At 65.6% G+C, this 26,058-nt stretch carries 21 protein-coding genes and 1 tRNA gene; 8 read left to right on the top strand and 14 right to left on the bottom strand.

The window, feature by feature from the left end; genetic code table 11:
* Window positions 1-2 precede the first annotated feature (2 nt).
* The 4 genes from G539_RS0114665 (at window position 3) to G539_RS0114650 (ending at window position 7,383) form a co-directional block, all read left to right on the top strand.
* Window positions 3-530 (top strand): hypothetical protein, encoded by a 528-nt coding sequence (locus tag G539_RS0114665; protein WP_029075863.1) that lies wholly within the window; start codon window positions 3-5, stop codon window positions 528-530.
* Complete coding sequence (locus tag G539_RS0114660) at window positions 531-2,954, top strand: membrane-bound PQQ-dependent dehydrogenase, glucose/quinate/shikimate family (protein ID WP_245576887.1); 2,424 nt, start codon at window positions 531-533, stop codon at window positions 2,952-2,954.
* A 157-nt stretch (window positions 2,955-3,111) separates the two neighbouring features.
* Entirely contained in the window at window positions 3,112-4,236 is a 1,125-nt protein-coding gene (locus G539_RS24920) for an efflux RND transporter periplasmic adaptor subunit (RefSeq protein ID WP_169516653.1), read from the top strand.
* Window positions 4,237-4,239: 3 nt separating this feature from the next.
* Window positions 4,240-7,383 carry an efflux RND transporter permease subunit gene (locus G539_RS0114650; RefSeq protein ID WP_029075861.1) on the top strand — a complete coding sequence of 1,048 codons (3,144 nt, stop codon included), beginning with the start codon at window positions 4,240-4,242 and terminating at the stop codon, window positions 7,381-7,383.
* A gap of 407 nt (window positions 7,384-7,790) precedes the next feature.
* Here G539_RS0114650 and G539_RS0114645 read toward each other — a convergent pair whose 3' ends face one another.
* The 6 genes from G539_RS0114645 to G539_RS0114620 form a co-directional block, all read right to left on the bottom strand.
* Window positions 7,791-8,345, bottom strand: coding sequence for a P-loop nucleotide/nucleoside kinase family protein (locus G539_RS0114645; RefSeq protein ID WP_084640007.1), 555 nt, complete (start codon window positions 8,343-8,345; stop codon window positions 7,791-7,793).
* A 1-nt stretch (window position 8,346) separates the two neighbouring features.
* Window positions 8,347-9,192 (bottom strand): class II fructose-bisphosphate aldolase, encoded by an 846-nt coding sequence (locus G539_RS0114640; protein WP_051231426.1) that lies wholly within the window; start codon window positions 9,190-9,192, stop codon window positions 8,347-8,349.
* Window positions 9,189-9,995 (bottom strand): ROK family protein, encoded by an 807-nt coding sequence (locus G539_RS26300; RefSeq protein ID WP_051231424.1) that lies wholly within the window; start codon window positions 9,993-9,995, stop codon window positions 9,189-9,191. The genes G539_RS0114640 and G539_RS26300 overlap by 4 nt, the downstream gene beginning before the upstream one ends.
* Window positions 9,992-10,810 (bottom strand): carbohydrate ABC transporter permease, encoded by an 819-nt coding sequence (locus G539_RS24910; protein ID WP_051231423.1) that lies wholly within the window; start codon window positions 10,808-10,810, stop codon window positions 9,992-9,994. Before G539_RS24910 ends, G539_RS26300 begins: the two co-directional genes overlap by 4 nt.
* Complete coding sequence (locus G539_RS0114625; RefSeq protein WP_029075858.1) at window positions 10,803-11,681, bottom strand: carbohydrate ABC transporter permease; 879 nt, start codon at window positions 11,679-11,681, stop codon at window positions 10,803-10,805. The genes G539_RS24910 and G539_RS0114625 overlap by 8 nt, the downstream gene beginning before the upstream one ends.
* Window positions 11,682-11,750: 69 nt before the next feature.
* Complete coding sequence (locus G539_RS0114620) at window positions 11,751-13,028, bottom strand: ABC transporter substrate-binding protein (protein WP_084640005.1); 1,278 nt, start codon at window positions 13,026-13,028, stop codon at window positions 11,751-11,753.
* Window positions 13,029-13,269: 241 nt separating this feature from the next.
* On the opposite strand from G539_RS0114620, the gene G539_RS0114615 reads away from it, so the two are divergent.
* Window positions 13,270-14,154 (top strand): MurR/RpiR family transcriptional regulator, encoded by an 885-nt coding sequence (locus tag G539_RS0114615; protein ID WP_029075856.1) that lies wholly within the window; start codon window positions 13,270-13,272, stop codon window positions 14,152-14,154.
* Between the two features lie 368 nt (window positions 14,155-14,522).
* Here G539_RS0114615 and G539_RS0114610 read toward each other — a convergent pair.
* The 3 genes from G539_RS0114610 to G539_RS0114600 form a co-directional block, all read right to left on the bottom strand.
* Window positions 14,523-14,599 (bottom strand) — tRNA-His (locus tag G539_RS0114610).
* 167 nt (window positions 14,600-14,766) lie between these two features.
* Window positions 14,767-15,267: a phasin family protein gene (locus G539_RS0114605; protein WP_029075855.1), complete on the bottom strand. Its 501-nt coding sequence runs from the start codon at window positions 15,265-15,267 to the stop codon at window positions 14,767-14,769.
* A gap of 243 nt (window positions 15,268-15,510) precedes the next feature.
* On the bottom strand, window positions 15,511-15,891 hold the full coding sequence (locus G539_RS0114600; protein ID WP_029075854.1) for a phasin family protein: 381 nt from the start codon (window positions 15,889-15,891) through the stop codon (window positions 15,511-15,513).
* Window positions 15,892-16,228: 337 nt separating this feature from the next.
* Here G539_RS0114600 and G539_RS27685 point away from each other — a divergent pair, with 337 nt between their 5' ends.
* Window positions 16,229-19,414 carry an ATP-binding protein gene (locus G539_RS27685; protein WP_051231420.1) on the top strand — a complete coding sequence of 1,062 codons (3,186 nt, stop codon included), beginning with the start codon at window positions 16,229-16,231 and terminating at the stop codon, window positions 19,412-19,414.
* A 12-nt stretch (window positions 19,415-19,426) separates the two neighbouring features.
* Here the strand turns inward: G539_RS27685 and G539_RS0114590 are convergent, their stop codons facing one another.
* The gene (locus tag G539_RS0114590; protein WP_029075853.1) at window positions 19,427-20,308 is read right to left on the bottom strand and encodes a LysR substrate-binding domain-containing protein; all 882 of its coding nucleotides are present in this window, start codon (window positions 20,306-20,308) and stop codon (window positions 19,427-19,429) included.
* 243 nt (window positions 20,309-20,551) lie between these two features.
* Here G539_RS0114590 and G539_RS24900 point away from each other — a divergent pair, with 243 nt between their 5' ends.
* Window positions 20,552-20,902 (top strand): YjiS-like domain-containing protein, encoded by a 351-nt coding sequence (locus tag G539_RS24900; protein WP_169516652.1) that lies wholly within the window; start codon window positions 20,552-20,554, stop codon window positions 20,900-20,902.
* A 111-nt stretch (window positions 20,903-21,013) separates the two neighbouring features.
* Here the strand turns inward: G539_RS24900 and G539_RS0114580 are convergent, their stop codons facing one another.
* From G539_RS0114580 to G539_RS0114570, 3 genes are all read right to left on the bottom strand, one after another.
* Window positions 21,014-21,697, bottom strand: coding sequence for a DUF937 domain-containing protein (locus G539_RS0114580; protein ID WP_029075852.1), 684 nt, complete (start codon window positions 21,695-21,697; stop codon window positions 21,014-21,016).
* Between the two features lie 73 nt (window positions 21,698-21,770).
* A complete protein-coding gene (locus G539_RS0114575; protein ID WP_029075851.1) occupies window positions 21,771-22,595 on the bottom strand; it encodes a universal stress protein in 825 nt (274 codons plus the stop codon).
* Window positions 22,596-22,684: 89 nt separating this feature from the next.
* Window positions 22,685-24,055 carry a glutamate--cysteine ligase gene (locus tag G539_RS0114570; RefSeq protein WP_029075850.1) on the bottom strand — a complete coding sequence of 457 codons (1,371 nt, stop codon included), beginning with the start codon at window positions 24,053-24,055 and terminating at the stop codon, window positions 22,685-22,687.
* A gap of 157 nt (window positions 24,056-24,212) precedes the next feature.
* Between G539_RS0114570 and G539_RS0114565 the strand changes: the two genes are divergently transcribed.
* On the top strand, window positions 24,213-24,959 hold the full coding sequence (locus G539_RS0114565; protein WP_035831417.1) for an SDR family NAD(P)-dependent oxidoreductase: 747 nt from the start codon (window positions 24,213-24,215) through the stop codon (window positions 24,957-24,959).
* A 54-nt stretch (window positions 24,960-25,013) separates the two neighbouring features.
* Here the strand turns inward: G539_RS0114565 and G539_RS0114560 are convergent, their stop codons facing one another.
* The gene (locus tag G539_RS0114560) at window positions 25,014-25,949 is read right to left on the bottom strand and encodes a DMT family transporter (RefSeq protein WP_029075848.1); all 936 of its coding nucleotides are present in this window, start codon (window positions 25,947-25,949) and stop codon (window positions 25,014-25,016) included.
* Between the last annotated feature and the right edge of the window lie 109 nt (window positions 25,950-26,058).

Below are 26,058 nucleotides of genomic sequence, written 5' to 3'. Positions count from 1 at the left end.
GTATGGTCCGCGACGCCTCGCAGGAGGTCGATCTCGGCGTCTGCTGTCGGTTGGTCGTAAGACTGTTCGATCGCGACGCGGCCGAGACCTTCCTGTCGCTCGCGAAGAGGCGCGACGTCGGCCTCGCTATCGGCGGCGTGATCAACTCCGGCATCCTGTCGTTGCGCGGAGATCTCAATCTCCTCCGGGTTGAGGGGAGTGTGCCGGCAGTGAACGCTGGCCGGTTGGGGCTGGCTTATGCCCCCCTCCCCCCGGCGGTGGTGGTGGTGGTGTCGGGATTGGCGAGGGCGCCGCTCCATCCGGACGAGGACCTGGCCCATGTACGGAGCTGGGATCTTGCGCGCGGCATCGGCAAACCGCTTTCCGCGCGGGGCTTGGCAGGGCTTGTCCAGATATGCCGCAACAAGGAGGCGCCGCCTGCTGCATGCGAACAAGGCGGATCCGTACAGGCAATCCAACTCGTCCGCGCCAAGCGAAAAAAGGCGAAATTTCGTCGGCCCTGCTTTTCAAGCGTTCGGGATGGTGATTGAATGTACTCGCCATATCAGTGGGGGCTTTTATTCAGCCTGTATAAATATATGCTTGTGGTGGATCTGATGGCGACGTCGGAAAATCGTCAGGCGGAGACGAATATATTTGTTCGTGTCCTTGCGGTTATCGTTGTGGTTGCTGGGGTGTATTTGGCAACCGGGGGTGGGTATCTCGTTTATTTAGGCGGGTCATTTTACTACTCGATCGCCGGCTTGGCCTTGCTCGCGAGCGGCGTTTTCCTTTTCAGGGGAGGCATGACCGGCGTCTGGATCTACCTCGCCGTTCTGGTCGGAACGGTCCTGTGGTCGCTCTGGGAGGTTGGCCTCTCGTTCTGGGGCCTGGTGCCACGCCTGGTCGCTCCCATGCTTGTCGGCGCTGTCGTGCTGCTGATGACGCCGTGGCTGCCCTGGGAGGGTGGCCGTCCGGCAAACACCAAGCCATTCGTGGCCGGCGGCGTCGCGCTGATCGCTGCCTTCGGCGTCTACTTCGCGATGATGTTCAGCCCGCATGGCGTCGTCAGCAATCCGGTTGCTGTCACCCCCGGCCAACCCACCGCGGAAACCTCAGCGATGGGCAACGACTGGAAGGCCTATGGCCGCACCGGTGAGGCGACGCGCTACGCGCCGTTCGATCAGATCGACAAGACGAATGTTTCGAAGCTGGAAGTAGCCTGGACGGCCCGCACGGGACATATCGCCGACGGGGAGGAGTTCCTCGAGGACCAGAATACGCCGCTCTACGTTGACGGCATGCTCTTCCAGTGCTCGGCGGACACCGCCGTCACCGCGCTGGACGGCGACACGGGCAAAATCGTCTGGCAGTTTGATCCGCACGCAAAGAATCCGTTCTGGAAACGCTGCCGTACGCTCGGCTATTTCGATCCCGGTCCCGGCGATGCTTGCGGTCCGCGCATCCTGCTGGCGACGATCGATGTCCGCATGATCGCGCTTCGCGCGAAAGACGGGCAAATTTGCGAAACCTTCGGCGACAAGGGGACGGTCGACCTGCACATCGGCATGGGCCAGGTCGACGCAGGGTTTCTGACGCAGACGACCGGCGCCATTGTCGCCGGCGACGAGATCCTGATCGGCGGTTGGGTGGCGGATAACGTCAAGGTCGACGAGCCTTCCGGCGTCGTGCGCGCCTTTGACGCCAAGACCGGGGCATTCGCGTGGGCGTTCGACGTCGGCAATCCGGGCGATCAGGGGCTTCCGCCGGAGGGCAAGGAGTTCACGCGCGGCACCCCCAATGTCTGGGCGCCGATCGCCGCGGATGTGAAGCTGGGGCTCGCGTATCTTCCGACGGGCAATGCCACGCCGGACTATTACGGCGGATTGCGGCGGCCGTTCGATGACGAGTACAATTCCGCGGTCGTTGCGGTCGAACTGGCGACCGGGAAGGAACGCTGGCACTTCCGTACTGTCAATCACGACATCTGGGACTATGACGTTCCGTCCCAGCCAGCGCTGATCGATTTTCCCGACGGCAAGGGCGGCTCGACGCCCGCCGTTCTCCAGTTGACCAAGCGGGGGCAGATATTCGTGCTCGACCGCCGTACCGGCGAGCCCCTTGTCGAAACCGTCGAGAAGCCGGTTCCCGGCGGCGACGGCACGGCGGAAGGCGAGCGCTACGCCAAGACCCAGCCGTATTCGACCGGCATGCCGGGGCTGGGAACGGCCCCCCTGACGGAAGCGCGCATGTGGGGGGCAACGCCGTTCGATCAGCTGCTGTGTCGGATCATGTTCAAGGACGCGCATTATCTGGGCGACTTCACGCCGCAATCGACCCGGCCCACGATCGTCTACCCCGGCAACAATGGCGGACCGAACTGGGGCAGTGGCGGGTTCGACGAGGGTCGCAATATCTTCGTGGTGAGCGACATGCGGGTGCCGGTCTATGCGCATCTCATCCCGCGCTCGGAATTCCCGGCCGGCACGCCGGTAACCGCCCATGCGTCGATTTCGCCGCAGTTCGGGCTGCCCTACGCTCACAAGCTCGTCAACTTCTTCTCCCCGATCGGCATTCCGTGCCTGGAGCCGCCATGGGGCACGGTGACCGGCATCGACCTGGCCACGCGCCAGATCATCTGGCAGCGCCCCGCGGGCACGGCCAAGGATGTCACCGTGCTCGGCTTCCAGCCGAACCTGCCCTTCTTCGTCGGCATGCCGACACTGGGCGGGCCGGTGATGACCAAGGGCGGCATTGCCTTCCACTCTGGCACACAGGACTACTACCTGCGCGCCTACGACACGGAGACCGGAGAGGAACTCTGGAAGGGCCGATTGCCGTCCGGCAGCCAGTCGACGCCCATGAGCTATATCGGCAAGGACGGTCGACAGTACATCGCCCTGACGGCGGGTGGGGCCCGCTACAACCCGAGCGATCGCGGTGACTTCATCGTCGCGTTCGCCTTGCCGAAATAGCCAGAGATCGAGACGCGCAAGTTCGGACCACTTGTGGCCGGTCATTCTGAGGGCCTGCCGACGGGAAGGGGGTACATCTTGCAATGCAGCATCGTCCGCAGCCTCGCGGAGGCGGAAGTCCCGTGTCTCGACAGCCCGGAAGGGGAACCGGATGCCAATGCTCTGCAAGCTTCGTAGCGACACTGCCGAACGACTGACCTTGAGGATGCTGGCCATAGGGTTTGCGCTTGTCCTCGCAACGCCGGCGCTGCCGCTCGAAAGCGGCAGTGAACCAAGTGTGACGGTTAGTCCCGTCGAGAAGCGTGAGCTTCCGAGTATCAGCGAGTTTATCGGCCGCATCCGCGCTTCCGAGCGCGTCGACATCCAGGTTCGGGTGACGGGAACCTTGCTGAAGCCGCTGTTCACCGAAGGAGACATCGTCGAGCCGGGCCAGCTGCTCTACCAGATTGATCCTGCTCCCTTCCAGGCCGACGTGAACGCCAAGAAGGCCCAGCTTGCGAGCGCCAAGGCGGTCGCCCAGAACGCGCAGGTGAACAACGAACGTGCTCAGGAACTGCTGAAGCAGCGCACGGGCTCGCAGGCGACCGCCGACACGCGGGAAGCCGAACTGGCTCAGGCCAACGCGGCCGTCCAGATCGCCGAGGCGGCGCTCGAACTCGCCAACATAACGCTGGGCTACACCCGGATCGACGCTCCGATCCGCGGACGCATCGGCCGGACCGCGATCACCGAAGGCAACATTGTCTCGCCAGCCTCCGGCGCGCTGACAACCATCGTCAAAGACGACAGGGTGTGGGCCGAGTTTGCCCCCAGCCAGCGTGAGATTCTCGGCTACAAGAAGATGGCGCCCGTCAATCCGCCGGTGATCCGCCTGAAGATGGCGGACGGCAGCTACTATGCCGAGACCGGAAAAGTCGACTATTTCGACAACACGGTCGATCCCAACACCGACAGCCAGATCGTCCGCGCCACCTTCGACAATCCCAACGGACAGCTCGTCAACAGCCAGACGATCCGGGTGGTGATGGAACAGCCTGCCGACGCGCCGGTTCTCGTCGTGCCGGAAGTGGCCCTGGCCGCCGATCAGAGCGGCACGTTCGTTCTGATTGTTGATGGCGAGAACAAGGTGGCGACCAAATACGTCACCATCGGCCAGCAGCGCGACGGCATCGCGGTTGTCCGGGAGGGCCTGAACGAAGGCGACCGGGTCATCGTGCAGGGCGCTCAGCGGGTGCGAAACGGCATGGTGGTCAAGCCACAGCTAGCCACATCTGGGACGTAGGCCATGATCTCCTCCGTTTTCATTCGTCGCCCGCGGCTGGCGATGGTCATCTCGTTGGTCATCACCATTGCCGGCTACATGGCCTACAAGGCTCTGCCGGTGGCGCAATTCCCGGACATCGTGCCGCCGCAGGTACAGGTCACGGCCTTCTATCCCGGCGCCGACGCCAATGCGCTGGAGGAATCGGTCGCGCAGGTCATCGAGCCGGCGATCAACGGCGTCGACAACATGATCTACATGCAGTCCACCTCGGGCTCGGACGGGACCTACAACCTGGCCGTCAGCTTCGAGGTCGGATCGGATCCCGACATGAACACGGTTAACGTGTCGAACCGCGTGAACCAGGTCGTCGCTGCCCTGCCGGCCGAGGTGCAGGCGCTGGGCGTGACGGTCAAAAAGCGTTCAACCAGCATGCTGCAGGTCATCACGATCTATTCGCCCGATCGCTCGCGCGATGCGCTTTTCCTGTCGAACTACACCAAGCTGAACCTGATCGACCCGCTGTCGCGGGTGCCCGGCGTGGGCGAGGCCTACGCCTTCGGCCCGCGCGACTATTCGATGCGCGTCTGGCTTGACGTGGCGCGCCTCTCCAGCGTCAACCTGACCGCGACCGAGGTGATCGCCGCGCTGTGGGCTCAGAACGTGCAGGCCGCCGTCGGCCGCATCGGCGCCAGTCCGACGGTTCCCGGCACGAACTTTCAGATCAACATCACCGCCGACGGTCGACTGAACAGCATCGATCAAATCGAGAACGTCGTCGTGCGCAACGATCCGGGTGGCGCGCGCGTCCTGATCAAGGATGTGGCTCGAGTCGAACTGGGCGCGCAAACCGAGGATGCCGAGCCGACATTCAATGGTCTGCCCTCGGCCGGCATCGGCATCTATCAGTCGCCAGGCGCCAACGCCATCGCCACGGCCGAAGCCGTCAAGAAGGTTTTGGCGGAGATCGAGACGCGGCTGCCCGACGGCGTCTCTATCGCGATCGCCTATGATTCCACCTACTTCGTCGAACAGATGATGGAAAGCGTGCTGCACACGCTGATCGAGGCCTTTGTGCTCGTCGCGATCGTCGTGCTGGTCTTCCTCGGCAGCTTCCGGGCGACGCTCATCCCGATCATCGCCGTTCCGGTGGCGTTGATCGGTACCTTCGCCGTCATGCTGGTGATGGGGTTCTCTCTCAATACCATCTCGCTTCTGGCGCTTGTGCTTGCCATTGGCATCGTGGTCGACGACGCTATCGTCGTCGTCGAGGCGGTCGAGCACAAGCTCGAGGCGCATCCCGAAATGACGCCGGCCGAGGCGACCGAGGCGGCGATGAAGGAAATCACCGCCCCGATCATCGCTATCACGCTCGTGCTCTTGTCCGTCTTTGTGCCTACCGCCTTTATTCCCGGCATCACCGGTCAGCTATACAAACAGTTTGCCGTCGCGGTGTCCGTCTCGATGGTGATTTCGGCGGTCAACGCGCTGAGCCTGTCGCCGGCCCTCTGCTCGATCCTGCTCAAGCGGCGGAAGGGAGGGCCGAGGGGCTTGTTCAAGCTGTTCAATTCGTCGGTCGAGGGCATGCGCACCGGCTATATGGCGCTGGTCGGACCGCTGACCCGGCGTGCGATCCTCGCTGGCGTGCTGCTGGGCGGCTTCCTTCTCGGCACCGGCTATCTTGCCAAGATCGTGCCCACCGGCTTTCTGCCGCTCGAGGACCAGGGCGCCTTCATGGGCGAGTACCAGTTGCCGGCGGATGCCTCGGTCGAACGCAGCGCCAAGGTCGGCGAAGAGGTCCTCAGGATCCTGCAGGCCAACGAGAACGTTCAGGACGTGTTCGTCGTTGCCGGGTTCTCGTTGATCGATAGCGTGGTGTTGCCCAACAAGGGCTTCTTCGTCGTGACGATGAAGCCTTTCGAGGAGCGCACCGAGGCATCGCAATCGGCCTTCAGCGTCATCGACGACCTCAACGTCAAGCTTGGATCCCTGCCTGGCAGCGTGGCCTTTGCCTTCAACCTGCCGCCAATCCAGGGGCTTGGCACGGGAGCAGGCTTCCAGGCGTTGATCGCCAGCAAGACCGGAGCTCCCCCCGGGCAGATTGCCCAGGTCGCGCGCGGCGCGGTCGTCAATGCCGCGCAGGACGGTCGGTTGCAGGGCGTCTATACTACCTTCAATGCCGATACACCGCAGTTGAAACTCGAGGTTGACCGCGAACGCGTGCAGACATTGGGCGTCGATGTTTCCAACCTTTTCGCGACCACCGGTGCATTGCTGGGTGGCAACTACGTCAATGATGTTAATCTATTCGGGCGCACGTGGCAGTTGAAGGTCCAGGCCGATGCCAATGCGCGGATGGATGTCGAGGACATCAGCCAGATCCGCGTACGCAGCTCCAACGGGTCGCTCGTGCCCTTGACCGCCGTGGCCGATGTCAAGCTGGTCACGGCCCCGGCCTTCGTCACCCGCTACAACAATGAACGTGCGGTGATGATCAATGGTGGTCCGGCGCCGGGGCATTCGTCGGGAGAGTCCATCTCGGCCATGCAGGAGATTGCCGACAACACCCTGCCTTCGGGCTATCAACTGGAATGGACGGGGACGGCCCTGCAGGAGATCGAGGCGAGTGGCCAGACCGGCCCGATCCTCGTTCTTGCGCTGATTTTCGCCTATCTGTTTCTCGTTGCATTGTATGAAAGCTGGGCGATCCCGATTGCCGTGCTCTTGTCGGTGGGAACCGGCCTTTTCGGAGCCATGCTGGCGCTGAAGTTGACGGGGCTGGACAACAATGTCTATGCGCAGGTCGGCATCGTCATCCTGATAGCCTTGGCGGCCAAGAACGCCATCCTCATCGTCGAGTTCGCGATGGAGGAGCGGGCTCAAGGCAAGGGCATCGTCGATGCGGCTCTTGAAGGCGCCAGCCTGCGGTTTCGCGCTGTGATGATGACGTCCTTTGCCTTTATCCTCGGGCTTCTACCGCTAGTCACGGCAGTGGGGGCAGGCGCGGCCACGCAGCGAGCCGTCGGCACTTCGGTGTTTGGTGGCATGCTGGCTTCGTCTGCGGTCGGCATTCTGCTCATACCGGGGCTGTATGTGATCTTCCAGTTTCTGAGGGAAAAGACGGGACGATTGAAGTACTCGATGGGCAAGAAGGATGTCGGTGGCTGACCGACCGCCGGTCGTCGTGATGCTTCTGAGCAAGCGCGGTGCCAGCCTTGTCTTCGGCACGTGAGTCCCCGGGGCAGAGGAGCGCTCCGATGTTGGTCGACTGGCGAGGTCAGTGCGCCAATCTCTCAGGGTGGTTCGGACCAGGCGAGCCTCCCCGACCGCTGTCCGGAGACCCGGAGCGACCAGACTGCAACGAAAAGCCCCTTGAAGTCGGGGAAATGTGGGGAGCAGTTGCTCAATCGCGCATCGCTTGGGCCCGGATCTCGGACAATTTCGGTCTCAATGCTCGTCGAACTGCTCTTGGTAGGATGTATTTGGTCCGGTCGCTCCGGCAGTTCAGATTGGCGTCAGGCTTCGATGAGCCTCGCAGGCCGAGGTAAACCTGCCGACCATGGATCTACCTCGCCTCAGGCGGAAAGGCTGGCGCTTCCGATCGCACTCAGGCAAAGGGCAACGGCCGTGTCGGCGCCCTGGCTGGTGTCGATCACCACGTGTGGTTCCTCGATCGGTTCGAACTCTGCCCTGATGCGCGCCGCCTTCTCGGGATGGCGCTCTGCACGGACGTTGCGCTGATCCCGGAGGCCGCGCTGGAGCCTCTCCTTGATGACTGCTTCCGGCGCGACGCAATGGAGGATCAGCAAGCCTGCTCCGCTTGTCTCTACAAGTTGCTTCACCGTCGTGATCTCGGCTCGTCGAGAAAACGGCTTGCCATCGACGATGATGAAGGCGGGTTTCGGTCGCGCCAGCAGATAGCCGAGCACGCCGAGAAGCGCGTCGGTTCCGACCTGGTTCTGCTCGCTGCTGTAGTCGAGTAGCGCTTCCGGAAAGATTGCATCGCGGATGTCGTCACGGCTGAGCGTGACGGCGCCGATCGCCGGCGCCAGCCGGCGAGCGAGCGTTGTCTTGCCGGCACCGGGCAGTCCGACCAGTAGCAGGACCAAGGGTCGCGAGCCAGGTTTCACGTCAAGCCGCCCGGTCTACCGCGCCGAACCACCGGATCCGCTCGCCGACCGCATCGACCGCAAGCTCGCGGGCCTCGCCGAACGGCACACGGGTATCAACGATTGGATCCTCGGCGCTGTAGTGGCGCTGGAAGGTCGAGCGGAACGCGCCCTTTACGGCGGCGTCGATGTTTATCTTGGCGATGCCGGCGGCGATCAGCTGGGCGACAGTCGCCTGCGGCACGCTGGTGCCGCCATGCAGGACCAGCGGCATGTTGACCGCCGCAGAGATCGCCTTGACCAGCGGCACGTCGATCGGGGCGTTGTCGGCGAGCTGGCCCGGCGTGTTGCCGATCGAGATGGCGAGGTAGTCGATGCCGGTATCCTTGACGAACTGCACGGCCTCTTCGACCGTCGTCTTGCGCTCAATGACCTCGCCGCCTTCCTCGGCCAGCGTCTCGCCGATCTGTGCCTCGACGCCGACTCCATAGCGGCGGGCGAGGGCGACGACGCGTCGGACGAGATCGACATTCTCGTCATAGGACGTGCTCGACGCATCGATCATGACGGAATCGAAGCCGGATTCGATGCACTCCCGCACGATCTCGTAGTCGGCGCCGTGGTCGAGATGCAGGAGCAGCGGCACTGCCGAGCGCTTGCGGGCGACGGCGGCCATCGCGACGAAGTAATCGAGGCCGACATGCTTGATGCCGCCCATCGTCGTGGAAAGCATCACGGGGGCCCTGTTGCGGTCCGCCGCCGTGGCGATCGCCTGCGTCGCTTCGAGATGATGCGCGTTGAACATGCCAACGGCCCAGCGTTCGCGATAGGCCCGGCCGATCCAATGCGGTGCGCTTTCCCTGATCATGCGATTTCCTTCAAAAGCATTGCGGCGCCTCGGAGATTGGGATCCGGGACGTCGCTGACGACGAGTGCGGGTTGGGCTATACCGGGATAGGTAAGTTCCGGTAGGAGACGGGTGAGGTGTTCGAGATCGAACCAGGGCTGGCTGAGCGCGCCGCCGGTCAGGATGATGATCTCGGGTTCGATCAGGGTGAGGGCTGCGGCGATCGCCTGGGCGAGATCCACCAGCGCGCCCCGCGGCGGTTGGTCGACGGCTTGCGCCAGGCCGGAGGCCGTGGTGCAGAGGCAGCCGTGATGGCCACAATAGCAGGCAGCCCCTTCCGGTCGCAGCACCATGTGGCCGAGAGCATTGGCGCCGCCGAAGGCGCCGCGCCAGACCTGGTGGTTGAGGATAAAGGCATGGCCGATGCCGGTGCCGACCGAGACATAGAGCCCGGATCCGGCTGAGCGGGCATGGCCGCTGGTCGCCTCGAAAAGCGCGCCGCAATAGACGTCGGTCTCGACGACGACGGGCCGGCCGAACGCCTCGCAGAGCAGCCGGCCGAGCGGCGCTTCCCACCAGTGCAGGTTTTCCGCCCGCACGATATGGCCGCCCGCGCTGACCACGGCCGCGACCGAGACGCCGATGCCGTCGACATCCCTGCGCTCGATGCCCCATTCCGCCAGCACGTCGCCGATCGTCGAGACGAAGGTGTCCGGCGTCATGCCGTCGGGTCGGCGGGAGCGATGGGTATGCTGCCAGGGACCGCTGCCGTCGCCGAACGCCAGGCGTAGATGCGTTCCGCCGAGATCGATTGCGAGCTTCACTTGACCCCCGCGGCGGAGACGCCTTCGATGAAGTGGTGCTGGAATGCGATGAAGAAGAGCGTCGTCGGAATGGCGCCGAAGATCGAGACGGCCATGACCTGTCCGTACTGGGTGTTGAAGGCGCTCTGGAACGCGGCCATGCCGAGCGGCAAGGTGCGCAGGGAGTCGTCGTTGGCGACGATCAGCGGCCAGAGGTAGCTGTTCCAGCTCAGATTGAAGGTCAGGATGGCGACGACGACGGCACTGGGCGCCACCATCGGCATGATGACCGAGAAGAGGATGCGCGGCTCGCTGGCGCCATCGATCCGCGCCGCCTCGATATAGGCGTTGGGAATGGCCACCATCGCCTGGCGGAAGATGAAGATGCCGACGACGTTGAAGGCGGTCGGCAGTAGCAGTGCTGCATAGGAGTTGTTCCAGCCGAAGGCGTGCACCTCAAGGAACAGTGGGATGACGATCGCTTCGAGTGGGATCATGATCGAGGCGAGCACAATCAGCGAGACGGCACCAGAGAAGCGATATTGGAACTTGGCAAGGCTGTAGCCGGCGAGCGCGCCGAGCACGACAGTCACAACGACCGAGACGAGCGCCGCCAGCACGGAGTTGAACAGATAGAGGCAGAATGGCCTCTGGCTCAGCGACGAGGTGAAGTTGCTGAAGCCTGCGCTGCCCGGCTCGAGGATGCTTCCGGAGAAGAGTTCCGAGTTGGTCTTTAGGGAGGCTGCCAGCATCCAGACGATCGGGTAGAGCGTCAGAATCGTTGCAAGGACAACGATGGCGATGGCGAGAAATCGTTCGGCGGGGGACCTATGCATGACGGTCTCTCAGGAGCCAGATCTGTATCAGGCTGATGACCAGGATGCCGGTGAAGAGGATGACTGAATAGGCGCTGGCCTTTCCCATCTGCAGGAAGCTGAACGAGGTCTTGTAGATCAGCAGCGTCAGGATCTGCGTTGAGCCCGCCGGACCGCCATCGGTCATGATCTGCTGAAAGGCAAAGGTCTTCAGACCGTTGACGGTCGACAGCACCACGACGAGCGCGATGGTCGGCTTCATCGACGGCAATGTGATATGGCGCAGAACCGACCAGCCACGCGCGCCATCCAGCGCCGCCGCCTCGTAGTGATCGCGCGGGATCGCCAGGAATCCGGCGAGGAAGATGATCGTGTAGTAGCTGGTCGCGTGCCACCAGCTAACGAAAATCAGTGCCCAGGGCGCCATCGCGCTGGTGGTCAGCCACGACGCCGGCGCCATGCCAAGCGCGGAAAGGCCGTCATTGACCGGGCCCTGAACATTCAGCAGCAGCTTCCAGGTCAATGCGACCGAAACAAGCGGCATGACCGAGGGCAGGAAGATCAGCGTGCGCCAGGCACCGCGGCTGCGGCCGAGCTTGGTTAGCGCCCAGCCAAGCCAGAAAGCGATGCCGAGCACCGGAACGACCGTATAGACAACATAGGTGATGGTGATGCTGAGCGAGCGCAGGAACGCCCGGTCGGTGACCAGCCCGCGAAAATATTTGAATCCGACGTAGCGCGGTGGCGACAGCAGGTCGTACTCGTGCAGGCTGATGAAATACGAGAACAGAACCGGATAGAGCTGGAAGATGGCGATGAAGAGAAGTGCAGGCAGGCAGAAGAGGAAACCCCATCGGCCGTAGCGGCTCCGTCCCGATCCCGTTCGCATCATGAAGAACAATCCTGTCGTGACCGGCGCGGCTGGGAGCGCTGCGCCGGTCGGGTGGTCCGGAGGAGGACCCTAGTTGGCGCGGATCTGGTCGATCTCGGCGGCGGCCTGGTCGAGCGCTGCCTGGACCGGAACGCCCTGAGCGAACTGCTCGATGGCGTTCTTGATCGCGGTGCCTTCCTGGGACCAAGTCGGCGAGCGCCAGACGAAGCTGCCATGCTTCTGGCCCTCGGCGAACACGGCGCTGCCGCGCGTCTCCTTGGCGACTTTCGTATCGGCCCAGCCCTTCAGGCCGGTGACGTAGCCGGTGGCGGCGAGGTAGCCATCGCTGTCTGCCGTTAGGAAGCGCAGGAACTCGAACGCCTCCTTCTGGTTCTTTGAGCCAGCCGTGACAGCGAGTGCGTAGGAATTCAGCAGCGTCGCGGGGTTTACCGCATCACGTTGCGGCAGCGCGGCGACGATATAATCGGCTTTGACCTCATCCGAATAGAGTGGCGGCGCCCAGATGCCGGCGATCGCCATCGACTGGCGGCCTTCGCTGAAGTCCTGCAGCGCATTCACCGGATTGACGGTTGCGAGCTCCGGACCGCCGGTACCGTCGGTGATCAGGCGCTGCCAGGTCTCGGTGAACGCCTGGACGCAGGCCGGCGAGTTGATGGCGGCCTTGCCGGAGGCATCGACCACGTCGCAGCCATACTGGACCAGGATCGGCCAGTACTGCTGGGCGTACCAGTACGGGTCGAGGTTCCAGACCCAGTTGAAGCCGAGCCGCGTCGTCTTGCCGGCATCGTCCTTCTTCTGCAGCTTCTTCGAAAGCTCGAACACGTCGTTCCAGGTTTTCGGCCAGTTGTCCGGATTGGAGACGTCGACGCCGATATCGGCGAAGTGCTTCTTGTTGAGGAAGAGTGCGAGCGTGTTGAATTCTTCCGGCACGCCGTAGGTCTTGCCGTCGATCGTCAGGCCCGAAAGCGCTGACGGCATATAGAGGGCCTCGAGATCGGCCTGCGATGCCTGGCCGAAGGCAGCCGGATCTACCTGAGCAAGAATGCCCTTCGAGGCATATTGCGGGAACAGGTAATCGAGAACGTTGATGATATCCGGCGGGTTTCCAGCGGCGATGGCAGCAGTCAGCTTGACCTCGTAGTCGCCATGCGGATCCTCATGGATCTTGATGGTGACGTCGGGATGCTGGGCGGTATACTCCGCCGCCTTCTTGGCGATGAAGTCGGTCGCCGGCGGATAGGTATGGTGCCAGAACGTCAATTCCGCCGCGGTTACCGAACTGGCGAGAGCCAGTGTGGAAGCCCCCACCAGAGCCCAGCTCAGCAGAGCAGAATGGAACTTGCGCATGCGTCGTCCTCCCTCGATCCTGCGCACGGCCGCGCCGCGATCGAACCGTCTCGTTGATCTCAGTCATGGGATGGAACAGGTGGGTGCCAGACCGGGCTACGCCTCTCCTCGGCGCGCCTCCAGTTCCGATCCTGAGAGAACGCTAACACGACACAATATGTGTCGCAACGTGCTATTATTACAAAATTGTGATGCATAACGTCTCTATTCTGGAATTCGCACTGCAGCATGAGGTGTCACGATGAGCGAGGCCGCTCCGGGCGAAGTCGCTTCCCTTCTCTCCCGCGTCTCCAGCATGCCCTTGTCGGCGGCGGAGAAGCGGGTCGTCGAATATCTGCTGAGCATCGCGGAATATGACATCGCCGGGCTGACCTCCTCGGAGCTGGCGGAGCGCACCAGCACCAGCCGCTCGACCATCGACCGCTTGTCGAAGCGCCTGGGCTTCGCCGGCATCAAGGAGATGCGCAGGGCGCTGCTGCAAGAAAGCCGGGCGATGCAGATGCCGATCAGCGCCGCCTCGACGCTGGAGCCGGCGATCATCGCCTCGGACGGGCTCGGCGAGATCGCTTTCAAGGTGTTCCAGAGTGCATCGATCCGGGCGCTGAAGTTCGCCGAAATCCTGTCCAGCTCCCCCGAGCTCGGGCAGCTGGTCGAGGCGATCCGCACGACGCGCAGCGTGCAGGTGTTCGGCGCGGGCGCCTCGGCGGTGGTGGCGCTGGACATGCACCAGCGGCTGCTTCGCCTCGGCATCCCGATCAATTTCTCGGAAGACCAGCACAACCAGATCGCCTGCGCTGGGTTGATGAAGCCGGGAGACCTGGCGATCGCCATCTCCTATTCAGGCCGCACCAAGACGACCCTGCAGGCGGCAGAAGTCGCGCGCTCGCGCGGGGCGCGGATCGCAGCCGTGCTCGGCGGCAGTCGTTCGCCGCTGGCGGAACTGGCGGATGTTCGGATCGTCACGCCACCTGGCGTCAGCCTGTTCGGCGCGGACGCCGTGATGACCCGCGTCCTTGAGCTGATGTTCAATGAAGCGTTGTTTCACTGCCTCGCGATCCAGAACCCCGAGATGCTGGAGAATGTACGACGGATCGAGAAGATTCTCGGCGACGAGCGGGTGAAATGAACGAGGTACACCAAAAGCAAAAGCCTGACCCTACGGGAGGCGCCAGAACACCTTCTATGAACGCAGGAACGGCTTGAGGTTGCACGCGTTGTCCGTCGGTAGATTCTCTGGTTCAAACCGTCGTTCCGACCACGGAGACAGATCTGCCCGTTTGGCTGCGCGCGTGGCTTGGCTCAATGTTCGAACCCGCCAGGGTTTTGCTTTGTGCTCAGTCCAGGGAAATGGCTTGGTGCCGGTCCAGACCGCGACGGTGAAGCCGGTCGATTTGGTCCTGAAGGCGCGCAGAGGCCACGGACATCCGCGACGCGCCCGCCGGCTGGTCGCCGCCGTTTCGTGTCCGGGAATGTCGAGCTTGGGAGAGGGTGCTTTGGTACAGTTGGGTGGGCTCGAACCACCGACCTTCGGAGCCACAATCCGACGCTCTAACCAACTGAGCTACAACTGCCTGCCAAAAGCGAGCGGAACCTAGAACCAATTTTCGGCGGTTTCAAGTGTCGAAATCGACTTATCCGCAGATGGGTTCCGCATCTGTGGAAACGGCCCGGACGGGAGGCCGGGCCGCTGGATGTTTCGGACGTCCCGGCGCCGCGAAAGGCGCCGAAAGCCGCGGGATCAGTTGGGCTGGAAGCCCTTGAAGGCCTTCTCGAAGCTCTGGCGGACCGGGCGCGCGGCGTCGGTCGACACCTTCTGCGCCAGCGTCTGCAGCTCGCGCGTCTGCTCGGAGATCGTCTCGAACTGCTTGCGCGCGAAGGCGGCCTGCAGTTCGACGGCCTCGGCGAACGACTTGATGCCCATGAAGTCGCGGGCGAACGCATAGGCCGCGTCGGTATGGCTCTTGGCGTTGTCAAGCGAGGTGCGGGTCAGCGCCACGAGGCCCGTGCGGGTCGTCTCGTAGCTGTCCTCGAACGCTTCGGTCGCATCCTCGGCCGCCGTCTTCAGCTTGGCGTAGGCGTCCTTGGAGCTGGTCACGGCCTTGTCCGCGATCTCGCGGAAGGCGGCCGGAACCTCGACGTTCGGCATGTTGATGTTGAAGGCTTCGAACGGGGCGTCGAAGCCGCGGGCGGCCTTGGCGCCGGCCTTGGCCCCCTTGGGGGCGGCAGTGGTATCGGACATGCAAGTCTCCTTCGGGCTCGTTGGCCATCGCGGAGCTTCATCCTGGATCTGCGATCCATTCCACTCCGATCGACTTGCCTTCGATATAGGCTATTCCATTGTGCAATGCAATATTCTGCTGCGATGCACAAAACGCGGGCCAGCCGCGCATTTCCCGCAGGCGCGCCGATGGGCAGGCTGGCGCGCCGGCAGGCTGGATGTCGCCGGCGCCGCCGGGTCAGGGCGCGGTCGGGCGCCGACTGGCTATTTCTTGGCCTGCTGCTGCATGTCGGCGGCCGCCTTGCCGATCGTGTCCGCCATGTCGCGGCCCTGGCTCTGCGCCGCCTCGGTCTGCTTCTGCAGGAAGGCCTGCTGGATCTGGCCGATCTCCTCGACGGTGCGGGCGCGGACCAGCTGCTGGGCGAAATCGAAGGACGCCGCGACATTGGCCTCGAGGAAGGCGAGCGCCTGGCGGTTGACGTCGCGGGCGCCGGTCTGGATCGACTTGGCCGAGGCTTCCGACTTCTCGACCGCCTTCGCGGTCGCGCTCATGAAGTCGTCGAACGCCTTCTTGGCCTGGTCGACGCTCTTGTCGGCGAAGACGCGCATCTGCTCCGGAATTTCGAACGTGGTCTTGTCTGCCATCGTTTTGCTCCGCTGGAATGTAAAAGCGAGAATAGAGCCTGCGCGGCACCGCGCAAGACGACCCCTGCCGTTCCGTCCGGATGCATTCGGGCCGGGAAGGCAGCATCCGTGGCATCCGAGCTTTCAAACAAGCCAGACATTAACCACCTGATGCAAGAGATAAGGGGGCGGCGGGCGGTTTCGTGGACCCGGGCCCGCGCGGGCGGTATGAGTTTGTCTCGGAAGACCGGCCTCCGGACGGAGACGGAGGCGCGCGGAGCGCCGCGCCGGGGCCGGAATGGCGGCGCGAAGGACAGGGGGGCGCGGATCCCCGGATGACGGGAAGAGCGGCGGCGGCATGAACGGACACGACCTTGCCTATCTCGATCTGTCGGCGCTGCCGGCCGTCGGTGCGGCATTGCTGTCGGCGCGGCCGGGCTTCGTCTTCGCTGCGGACGGTCGAAGCCTGCTCTGGGCCAATGCCGCCGGCATCGCCTTCTTCGGCGCGCCGGATCTGGCGCGGCTGCTGGAGCGCCGCTTCTCCCAGACCCTGCCCGCCACCGCCGAGATCGCGCGGCTGGCGCGGACCCTGCCGGAAGGGGCGACGCGGCTGCAGCGCATCGGCTTTGTCGCCGACGGCCGCCTGCAGAACCTCGCCGCCGCCTGCACCCGGCTGCGCGACGCCGACGGGGCGAACATCCTCCTGCTGTCGCTGGAAGCGCCGCGCGGCGAGCGGATGTCGCTGACCGAGCGGGCGGAGCGGCTCGTGGACCTCGTCGCCTCGCCGGATACGCTGGTCGCCATCCTGGATGGCGCGGGCGACGTGGTCGCCGCTTCCGGCGACGACGAGGCGCTGGCCGCGGCCGAAGAGGTTCTGGAGACGCTGATCGCCGGAATCGACCGGAACGCCGCGTCGCTGTTCAAGCGCCGGGTCCCGTCCGGAGCCGGCCGGCGGCAGGCCGGCATCGCCCGTTTCGAGCTCGACGGCCGGCCCCATTACCTGCTGCTGGTCGGGCCGCTGGAGGGCGCGCCGGCGGAGCGCGTTGCGCCGCCCGCGCCGGCGCCCGCCATCCTGCCCGAGGTCGTCGAAGCCGCGCCGATGATCGTCGCCGAGGCGACACCGGAATTCGTCGCGGCGCCGGATGCCGAGCCCGAAATTGTCCTCGCCACCCCCGAGCCCGTCGCGCCGGTCGCCGATGCCGTCCCGCGCGAAGCTAACGAGCCGTCGCCCGGCGGCGGGAATGAATGGGAAGCCCCCCGCGCGCGCTCCATGGCCGATATCGTCGAGGCGGTGAGCGAGCCGACGCCCGAGACCGTGCCTCCGGCCGAGGAACTGGAATTCGTCGTGGAGCCGGAGGCCGAAGTCGAAGCCGAAGCCGAAGCCGAAGCGGCACCGGTTCCGGAGCCGATCGAAGAAGCCGCTGTCGAGCCGGAAGCCGAGCCGCCGGTGGCGACCGAGGCCGAGCCGTTCCGCTTCGCGGCGCCGCGCGGGCCGGTGCGCTTCGTCTTCCAGATGGATGCGGCGGGCCGTTTCAGCTTCGTCTCGCCGGAGTTCGCCGAGGTGGTCGGCCCCCATGCGTCGGCGATCGTCGGCGAGAGCTGGGGCGACGTCGCCGCTGCACGCGGCCTCGATGCCAAGGGCATGATCGCCGCCCTGATCGCCCGTCGCGACACCTGGAGCGGCGCGACGTTGAGCTGGCCCGTCGACGGTACCGACCAGCGCGTCGCCGTCGATCTGGCGGCGCTGCCGACCTTCTCGCGCGACCGCGCCTTCGAGGGCTATCGCGGCTTCGGCGTCATCCGTCCGTCCGAGCTCCGGCGCGAGCCGCCCGCGAACCAGGAGCCGACGAAGCCCGTCGTCGTGCCGATGCCGAAGGCGCCGCCCGTGGCCGAGCCGACCAATGTCGTGCGCCTGCCGCGCGGACCAGCTCCTGCCGGGGAGGCCGCCGAGCGGCTGAGCATGCCCGAGCAGGACGCCTTCCGCCGCATCGCGGTAGCGCTCGGGGCCAAGGTCGGGCCGAACGACCCGGCGCAGGCCGCCAAGCCGCCGGTCGAGGCGGCCGAGCCGGTTCGTCCGCAGGCGGCGGAAGCCGCCGGGGCGCCGCAGCCGACCGAGGCGCCTGCGGTGGACATCGAGCCGCCGGCTACCGAGACGAAGGCGACGGATGCGCCGTCGCCCGCCCCGCGGGAACCCGTGGAAGAGGCGGCTGCCGAGGCCGTGGACGCCATGCCGCCCGTCGCGCAGGAGCCGGTCGTCGAGGCTTCCCCTGTCGACGAGCCGCCGGTGGCCCCGCAACCGGAGCCGGTCGCACCCGCCGAGGCGCCTGTCCTCTCCGGGCCTGAAGCGCCTGTCGTGCCTCCGCAGCCGGAAAGCGCGGCCGTCGCGCCGAGGCCCGACCCGGCGCTTGTGGCCGAACTCACGGCGGCCGGACACAAGATCGCCGAGCTCGAAGCCATTCTCGACACGGCGACCGACGGTGTCGCCGTCGTCGACGGCGAGGGCCGGATCGTGCGCATCAACCGGAGCGCCGAGGCGCTGTTCGGCGTCGAGACCCGCGACGTCGCGGGGCTGCCCTTCACCCATCTCCTCGCCGAGGAAAGCCGCAAGTCGGCGCTCGACTATCTCGAGGGTCTCGCGCAGAACGGCGTCGCCAGCCTCTTGAACGATGGCCGCGAGGTCATCGGCCGCGTGCCGCAGGGCGGGCTGATCCCGCTCTTCATGACGATGGGACGCCTCGGCGAAACCGGCAAGTTCTGCGCCGTGCTGCGCGACATCACGCAGTGGAAGAATGCCGAGGAAGAGCTGATCAACGCCCGCCGCGCCGCCGAGACGGCGTCGATGCAGAAATCGGACTTCCTTGCCAAGGTGAGCCACGAGATCCGCACGCCGCTGAACGCCATCATCGGCTTTTCCGAGGTGATGATGGAGGAGCGCTTCGGCCCGATCGGCACCGAGCGCTACAAGCAGTATCTGCGCGACATCCATGTCTCGGGCGCGCATCTGATGAGCCTCCTGAACGACCTGCTCGATCTGTCGAAGATCGAGGCCGGCAAGATGGAGCTGAACTTCGAGGCGGTGGCGCTGAACGACATCGTGATGGAATGCGTGGCGCTGATGCAGCCGCAGGCCAATCGCGAGCGCATCATCATCCGCACCAGCCTGTCCAGCCAGGTGCCGGGCATCGTCGCCGACCCGCGCTCGATCCGCCAGATCGTGCTCAACCTCGTCTCGAACGCCATCAAGTTCACGCTGGCCGGCGGCCAGGTGATCGTGTCGACGGCGCTGGAGGAGCGCGGCGAGGTCACGCTGCGCATCCGCGACACCGGCATCGGCATGTCGGAGAAGGATGTCGAGACGGCGCTGATGCCATTCCGCCAGGTCGCGACCTCGTCCAAGCACCGGAGCGACGGCACCGGCTTGGGCCTGCCGTTGACGAAGGCGCTGGTCGAGGCCAACCGCGCCTCGTTCCTGATCGACAGCGCGGTCGGGCAGGGGACGCTGATCCGCGTCACCTTCCCGTCGACGCGGGTATTGGCCGGATAGCGGCGGCGCGGCCTATTCGGCCGCGATCTGCATCGAAAGATTGTCGAGCGACGAGACGATGTGCTCCGCGAGCGCGTCGACGATCGGTGTCGTCGGCTTGTTCCAGGCGCGCACCATGCCGATCTCGCAGGGCGGCAGGCGGGGGAAGCCGTCCGCCTCGCCGAGCACGCGCATGCCGGGCCGCAGCGCCGATTCCGGCAGCACCGAGATGGCGAGGCCGGCCAGCACGGCGGCGGAAATGGCGGTGGAGTTGTTGCTCGCATAGAGGACGCGGAAGCGCCGGCCGATCGGCCCGAGCGCCTCGATCGCCGTCTTGCGCCAGCAGCAGGTGTCGCGGCCGAGGGCCAGCGGCAGCACATCCTCTTCCTCGAGCTGGTGGTGGTTGGAGACGACCCAGAGCAGCGGTTCCTGCCGCACGACCTCGGATGTCGGCGCCGCCTTGGTGTTGGTGATGATGCCGAGATCGAGTTCGCCGGCCCGCAGGCATTCGAGCAGTTGCATGGTCGGCTCGCAGACGACCGTCACCTCGACGCGCGGATTGGAGCGCGAGAAGCGCGCCAGGATCTCCGGCAAGAAGCGGTCGGCATAGTCGTCCGGCGTGCCGAGCCTGACGCGGCCCGAAAGCTCGTCGTCGTCGAAGGCCGCCATCGTCTCGTCCGACAGGCGCACCATGCGGCGCGCATAGCCGAGCAGCCGCTCGCCGTCCTCCGTCAGCTTGGCGCTGCGGCCGTCGCGGCCGAAGATCGGCTTGCCGAGCCGTTCCTCCAGCCGTCGCATCTGCATCGACACGGCCGATTGCGTCTTGTGCACGGCCTCGGCGGCGCGGGTGAAGCTCCCGGCGTCGGCGATCGCCACGAAGGTCCGGAGCTGGTCCAGATCGAGCATGTTGGCCATAGGTTCACTCCTCGAATGCGCTCGGCCGTGGTGTCGTCCGGTTCGGCCGGGCGATGACCCCGAAAGCCAAGGGGGCGTGCGCCGTTGCGTCACGCATCATCAAAACCGATGACTGATATTAAAAACATTCGTTGGAATGATCAATCGCGCGGTGCCATTCTCCTTTCGTTCCCAAGCAGCGTGTCGGGCCGCGCCTTCGAAGCGATCGAGGGAACCCTGGCGCGCCGGTCGATGGAGGCTGAAATGAGCACATGTGAGACCTATTCCGCGTCAGCCCGGCCCACCCGCACGCGTTCCGTTGCCGCGTTCGGCGCCGCCGCCCTCGCCGTCGTGGTGACCCGCTACCAGGTCTGGAAAAACCGTCGCTCGGTCGCCCGCCTGCTCGAATGGGATGCCCATATGCTCGCCGACATCGGTCTGACGCAGGGGGATGTCTATTCCGCGCTCGCGACCCGCGCCGACGAGGATGCGTCGACGCAGCTGCAGATGCGGTCGCTCGAGCGCCGCTATGCCGGCCAGGCGCAGGCGCGCGATCGCATGGCGCATGCCGCCTTGCTGCGCGTCGGTTCCGGTCAGTACCGTCGCAAGCCCTGATCGCGGGCAGGGCGGCCATGCCGCCTTCGCCCGCCACTTCGCAGCCGGAACCCCGTGATCCCCTGGTGGTTCCGTACTTGGCCCGCCGCATTCGTGGCGGGCCTTTTTCGTTCAGGGCTTCTTCGGCGGGTTGGTGAAGCGGTCGAAGATCTGTTCCATCGACTTGCGATAGCTTTCCTGCATGCCGCGGCCGGCGTCGAACAGGCGGTCGATCACCTCCTCGTTCGTCATCGGGCCGGGCTCGGGCTCCGGCTCCCTCTCCTTGCCGAGGAAGCTTTCCATCAGCGTGACGAAGGGGAGGTCGGGCCGCTTCTCCTGCCTGGGCTTCGGCTGCGCCGTCATCTCGCGCATCATGGCGAGGAACGGGTTGTCGTAGCGCTCGGTCTGGCGCTCGACGCCGCCCATCATCAGATTGGCCATGACCGGCATCATGCGGCGGACCACGTCCTGCGCGATCCCCGTCGCCGCCTCGACCTGGAGGGCGACCGCCCTGGCGATCTCGGGCGAGCCGAACAGCTTCTCCAGCATCTCCTCCGCCTCGGAGCGGGCGGACGGCGTCAGCGCGGCGAGCGGGTTGTCGAAATAGGCGCCATACTGGCCGGCGCCGACCTGCTGCCAAAAGGCGGCGACGCCGAACGGGTCGGCGGCGCTGCGGCGCATGCCCTGCCAGAAGGCCGGCATCATCGCCTCGAAGGCCTTCGCCTGCTGGTCGAAGGAAAGGCCGAACTCCTTCGTCATCGCCTGGGCGAAGGCGCCTTTCTGGGCTTCGAGCATCACGTCGTAGATCGTCTTCATGGGCTGCTCCTGCCACCGCGCCGTTCGGGCGGCGCGGCGGTCGATCCGTGTCAGGGGATAGCCCGGTCCGCCGTCAGTGCGTCATCAGCACCGGCAGGCTGAGCCCGGTCAGCATGCCGCGTGTGGCGCCGCCGAGGATCCATTCCAGCAGCCGGCTGTGGCCATAGGCGCCCATCACGATGATGTCGGCCTCGGCCTCGACCGCGGCCTGACGGATCGCCTTGGCGACGTCCTTGCCCGGGTTCGGCACCTTGCGGATGCTGCTCTCGACGCCGTGCCGCAGCAGGTGGCCGCAGAGACGCTCGCCGGTCGGCAGCTTCTTGCCGTCGTCGACCAGGACGATCTCGACATGGCTGGCCATCTTCAGGAACGGCATGGCGGCGCGCACGGCGCGCGACGCCGTGATGGTGCCGTCCCAGGCGATCATGATGCGGTCGGCATTGATGCTGGTGGGGCCGCCGCGCGGCACGATCAGGACCGGCGCGCCGGCGTTGAACAGGATCGCCTCGGTCAGCGCCTCGCGCACCGGCTCCGGCCGCTCGGGATCGTCCTCGCCGATCACCACGAGGTCGGCCAGGCGCACTTCATGCACGATACCGTCCAGGCCACCGCCGGCCATCACGTCGACGAGATGCGCTTCCGCCTCGATGCCGGCCTCGGCGGCGATGCCGTGGAAGGCGCTGATCGCCGTTTCCGCTTCCTTCAGCGCCTGGTTGCGGGCGCTGATCATGAAGTCGGCCGGCACCGGCGCCACGGCATAGCCGGGAACGATGGGATCATAGGCGAGCGACAGGCCCGTCAGATGGGCGCCCAGACGTTTCGCCAGGTCCGCGGCCGCCCGAGCCGCCGGTCGATCACCGGCGAGGTCGACGACGACGCTGATGTCCTTGATGTCCATGATGCGCTCCATTCCCAAGATCAATTTCCGGACGAGTGTAGAGTCTACTCTGCCCGAGGAGATTGAGAAGGATCAATTTCTGCGTGCGGTTAATAGGCGTGCCGCCGGAAGACCTCGCCGATGTCGCCGTTCCAGCTGGTCCGGTATTCGCCGAGCAGGCGCTCGGCCGGCGTCAGGCCGCTCGCCACCGTCTCCTCGACCGGCTGCAGGTAGACGCTCTCGTCATGACCGTCGCTGTTCAGCTGCCGGCGCGCGACCAGGCCGCGGCGCGCGATCTCGACCATCTCGCGGGCGACGTCGCGCACGGTGCGGTTGCGGAATGGCGTCGCGAGTGCCGTCTTCGGCACGCCGTCGCGCAGCGCCTGGCGCTCTTCCGCCGTCCAGTCCTTGACCAGCTCCCAGGCGGCGTCGAGCGAGGCCTGGTCGTAGAGCAGGCCGACCCAGAGAGCCGGCAGCGCGGTCAGCGTGCGCCACGGGCCTGCATCGGCGCCCCGCATCTCGATGTATTTCTTGAGGCGGACGTCGGGGAACAGCGTCGTCAGGTGGTTGTTCCAGTCCGACAGCGTCGCCCGCTCGCCGGGCAGGCCCGGCAACTCGCCCCTGAGCAGGTCGCGGAACGACTGGCCGGCGACGTCATGATAGGTGTCGCCGCGCTTGACGAAATACATCGGCACGTCGAGCGCCCAGTCGACATAGCGCTCGAAGCCAAAGCCGTCCTCGAACACGAACGGGATCAGGCCGGAGCGCTCATTGTCGGTGTCGCGCCAGATCTCGGCGCGGTTCGACAGCAGGCCATTGGCCTGGTTGTCGATGAAGGGCGAGTTGGCGAACAGCGCCGTCGCGACCGGCTGCAGCGCCAGCGAGACGCGCATCTTCTTGACCATGTCGGCTTCGTCGGCGAAGTCGAGGTTCACCTGCACGGTCGAGGTGCGGAACATCATGTCGAGGCCGCGCGTGCCGACCTTGGGCATGTAGCGCGACATGATCTCGTAGCGCGACTTCGGCATCACCGGCGTTTCGGCGAGCGACCAGATCGGCGAGGTGCCGAGGCCGATGAAGCCGACGCCGAGCGGCTCGGCGCATTCGCGCACCTGCGCCAGATGGGCGTGCAACTCGCGGCAGGTCTGGTGGATCGTCTCCAGCGGCGCGCCCGAGAGTTCGAACTGGCCGCCTGGCTCCAGCGAGATGGCGCCGCCGCCGACCGGGTCGACGAGGCCGATGATCAGGCCGCGATCCTCGATCGGCTGCCAGCCGAGCAGGCCCTCCATCAACCTCAGGATGCGCTCGATGCCGTGCGCGCCGTCATACGGCACCGGCGTCAGGTCCTGGGTGTTGAAGCCGAACTTCTCGTGTTCGGTGCCGATCCGCCATTGCGCCTTGGGCTTGGAGCCGCTGGCGATCACGTCGACAAGTTCGTCGCGCGATTCGACGAGCGTGGAATCGGTAGCGTCGCGGGCCATGGATACTCCGAAGCGATGTGGAGCGGCACCTTAGCGGCGTGCCATAGGAACGGCAATGGAGCCGTGTTTTGTCGGGGAAACCGGCCGTTGCGGTGGACCGGGCCGTCGTTCCATGCACCGATACAAGCTGGGAGAGATCGTTTTCAGGAGGATTCACATGAACGATTCGGCACGGCGTGTTGCAATCATAACGGGTGGCACGCGCGGCATCGGCGCGGCGATCGCGCGGACTCTGGCGTCGCGTGGCGTCGACCTCGTCCTCTCCGGTCGTCATCGCGACGAGCCGGTGGAGAAGCTGATGCGCGAACTGGGCGCGATCACCGGCGTCCTGTTCCACGCCGCCGATGCGGCGGATCCGGCTTCCGCGCCGGCGATCGTCGATGCGGCGCTCGCCCGCTTCGGCCGCATCGACTATCTCGTGCCCTCCGCCGGCGGCGCGGTTCCCGGCACGGCGCTGACCGTGACGCCGGAAGCCTGGGAGAACGCCTTCCGCGTGCATGTCCACGCGCCGTTCCATCTCTTCCGCGCCGCGCATGCTGCGCTGGCCGAGCGTGGCGGAGCGATGCTGCTGATCTCGTCCGTGGCGGGGCTGCGCGGCTGTCCGGCGACCGTCGCCTACCAGACGGTCAAGGGGGCCCTGCCGCAGATGGGCCGTGCGCTGGCGCGCGACCATGGCCATGAGGGCATCCGCATCAACACGATCTGCCCCGGCATCATCGAGACGCGCTTCCATGCGGCGATGACGCCGGAGGCCCGCGCCAACAACCTCGCCAACCGCATTCCGCTGCAGCGGCTTGGCTCGCCCGAGCAGGTGGCGACAGCCGCCGTCGAGCTCTTGACCAACGAGTTCATCACCGGCGAGACGCTTGTCATCGACGGCGGCATGAGCATGCGGATGGTCTGAGACCTTCCAAGCAGGTGTCCCGCTGGGCCGAGGCTCGGCGGGACCACGCTCGGCTCAGCGCTTGCCGAGCACAATGACGTTGCCGACCATCACCAGCACGAGGCCGGCGATCGCGAAGGCGGTCCACTGATAGCCCTCGGCGAAGGTCGAGATCAGCAGCGCGAAGACGGGGAACAGCACCGTCGAATAGCCGGCGCGGCCGGTGCCGATCCGGCCGAGCAGGGTCAGGTAGGCGGCGAAGGCGATCACAGACGAGAGCAGCGCCAGCCAGAGCAGCGACGCGATGTACTGGAACGACCAGTCGATGATGAACGGCTTGTCGAGCGCGGCCGCGATCAGGGCGAGGATCGCCGTGCCATAGGCCATGCCCCAGGCGCTGGCCGAGACGACCGGGATGCCGAGCCGCTGCGTCCTAGCCGAGATCAGGTTGCCGATACAGAAGAACAGCGTGCCGCCGACGCAGAGCGCGAGGCCGACCGCCGCGTCATGGTCGAAGGCGGTGCCGGCGATTTCCGGCCAGAACATCAGCGCCACGCCGCCGAAGCCGAAGGCTGCGCCGACCAGCACGCGACGGTCGACAGGCTGGCGCAGGAAGATCGCGCCGAGCAGCATGTTGAAGACCGAGGCGAGCGAGAAGATCACCGCGAGCAGGCCGGAGGCGAGCTTGGCGCCGCCGAGATAGAACTGCAGGAAGTTCAGCGAGAAGATGAAGAAGCCGAGGCCGACGAAGCGCAGATGGTCGGCCAGCGGGAAGCGCAGCCGGTCGCCGCGCAGGATGGCCCAGCCGAACATCACCAGCGAGGCGATCAGGAAGCGCCAGGTGATCGCGACCTGCGGCGCCACGACGCCGAGCTGCAGCTTGAGCGCGATCCAGCTCGTGCTCCAGGCGAAGACGGTCACGGCATAGAGCGAATAGTCGAGCCGGGTCATCGGATTGCCGGCAGGCGAAATCCGCGAGGTGGCGGCGGGGGTTGTCGTGGGGGAGGTCATCAGGCGGTCCGGAACGCAGGGAACGGGCACCGTGAACAGGAATGTCCGCCTGCGTCCAGCAAATCTTTGTGAGCGGTTGCACCACGATCCTTGATGGATGCTCTGGCCG

Origin of the sequence: Kaistia adipata DSM 17808, assembly GCF_000423225.1 — a bacterium.
In the GTDB taxonomy this organism is placed as follows: domain Bacteria; phylum Pseudomonadota; class Alphaproteobacteria; order Rhizobiales; family Kaistiaceae; genus Kaistia; species Kaistia adipata.
This window is presented reverse-complemented; position numbering and strand designations above follow the sequence as displayed.

What these genes read in the sequence shown, in the direction of transcription:
- G539_RS0114565 (WP_035831417.1), top strand. Translation starts at nt 24,213, where the DNA reads ATGAACGATTCGGCACGGCGTGTTGCAATCATAACGGGTGGCACGCGC.
- G539_RS24910 (WP_051231423.1), bottom strand. Translation starts at nt 10,810, where the DNA reads ATGCATAGGTCCCCCGCCGAACGATTTCTCGCCATCGCCATCGTTGTC.
- G539_RS0114575 (WP_029075851.1), bottom strand. Translation starts at nt 22,595, where the DNA reads ATGGACATCAAGGACATCAGCGTCGTCGTCGACCTCGCCGGTGATCGA.
- G539_RS0114560 (WP_029075848.1), bottom strand. Translation starts at nt 25,949, where the DNA reads ATGACCTCCCCCACGACAACCCCCGCCGCCACCTCGCGGATTTCGCCT.
- G539_RS0114590 (WP_029075853.1), bottom strand. Translation starts at nt 20,308, where the DNA reads ATGGCCAACATGCTCGATCTGGACCAGCTCCGGACCTTCGTGGCGATC.
- G539_RS0114625 (WP_029075858.1), bottom strand. Translation starts at nt 11,681, where the DNA reads ATGATGCGAACGGGATCGGGACGGAGCCGCTACGGCCGATGGGGTTTC.
- G539_RS0114640 (WP_051231426.1), bottom strand. Translation starts at nt 9,192, where the DNA reads ATGATCAGGGAAAGCGCACCGCATTGGATCGGCCGGGCCTATCGCGAA.
- G539_RS27685 (WP_051231420.1), top strand. Translation starts at nt 16,229, where the DNA reads ATGAACGGACACGACCTTGCCTATCTCGATCTGTCGGCGCTGCCGGCC.
- G539_RS0114620 (WP_084640005.1), bottom strand. Translation starts at nt 13,028, where the DNA reads ATGCGCAAGTTCCATTCTGCTCTGCTGAGCTGGGCTCTGGTGGGGGCT.
- G539_RS0114605 (WP_029075855.1), bottom strand. Translation starts at nt 15,267, where the DNA reads ATGTCCGATACCACTGCCGCCCCCAAGGGGGCCAAGGCCGGCGCCAAG.
- G539_RS0114615 (WP_029075856.1), top strand. Translation starts at nt 13,270, where the DNA reads ATGAGCGAGGCCGCTCCGGGCGAAGTCGCTTCCCTTCTCTCCCGCGTC.
- G539_RS24900 (WP_169516652.1), top strand. Translation starts at nt 20,552, where the DNA reads ATGAGCACATGTGAGACCTATTCCGCGTCAGCCCGGCCCACCCGCACG.
- G539_RS0114660 (WP_245576887.1), top strand. Translation starts at nt 531, where the DNA reads ATGTACTCGCCATATCAGTGGGGGCTTTTATTCAGCCTGTATAAATAT.
- G539_RS0114600 (WP_029075854.1), bottom strand. Translation starts at nt 15,891, where the DNA reads ATGGCAGACAAGACCACGTTCGAAATTCCGGAGCAGATGCGCGTCTTC.
- G539_RS0114570 (WP_029075850.1), bottom strand. Translation starts at nt 24,055, where the DNA reads ATGGCCCGCGACGCTACCGATTCCACGCTCGTCGAATCGCGCGACGAA.
- G539_RS0114580 (WP_029075852.1), bottom strand. Translation starts at nt 21,697, where the DNA reads ATGAAGACGATCTACGACGTGATGCTCGAAGCCCAGAAAGGCGCCTTC.
- G539_RS0114650 (WP_029075861.1), top strand. Translation starts at nt 4,240, where the DNA reads ATGATCTCCTCCGTTTTCATTCGTCGCCCGCGGCTGGCGATGGTCATC.
- G539_RS24920 (WP_169516653.1), top strand. Translation starts at nt 3,112, where the DNA reads ATGCTCTGCAAGCTTCGTAGCGACACTGCCGAACGACTGACCTTGAGG.
- G539_RS0114665 (WP_029075863.1), top strand. Translation starts at nt 3, where the DNA reads ATGGTCCGCGACGCCTCGCAGGAGGTCGATCTCGGCGTCTGCTGTCGG.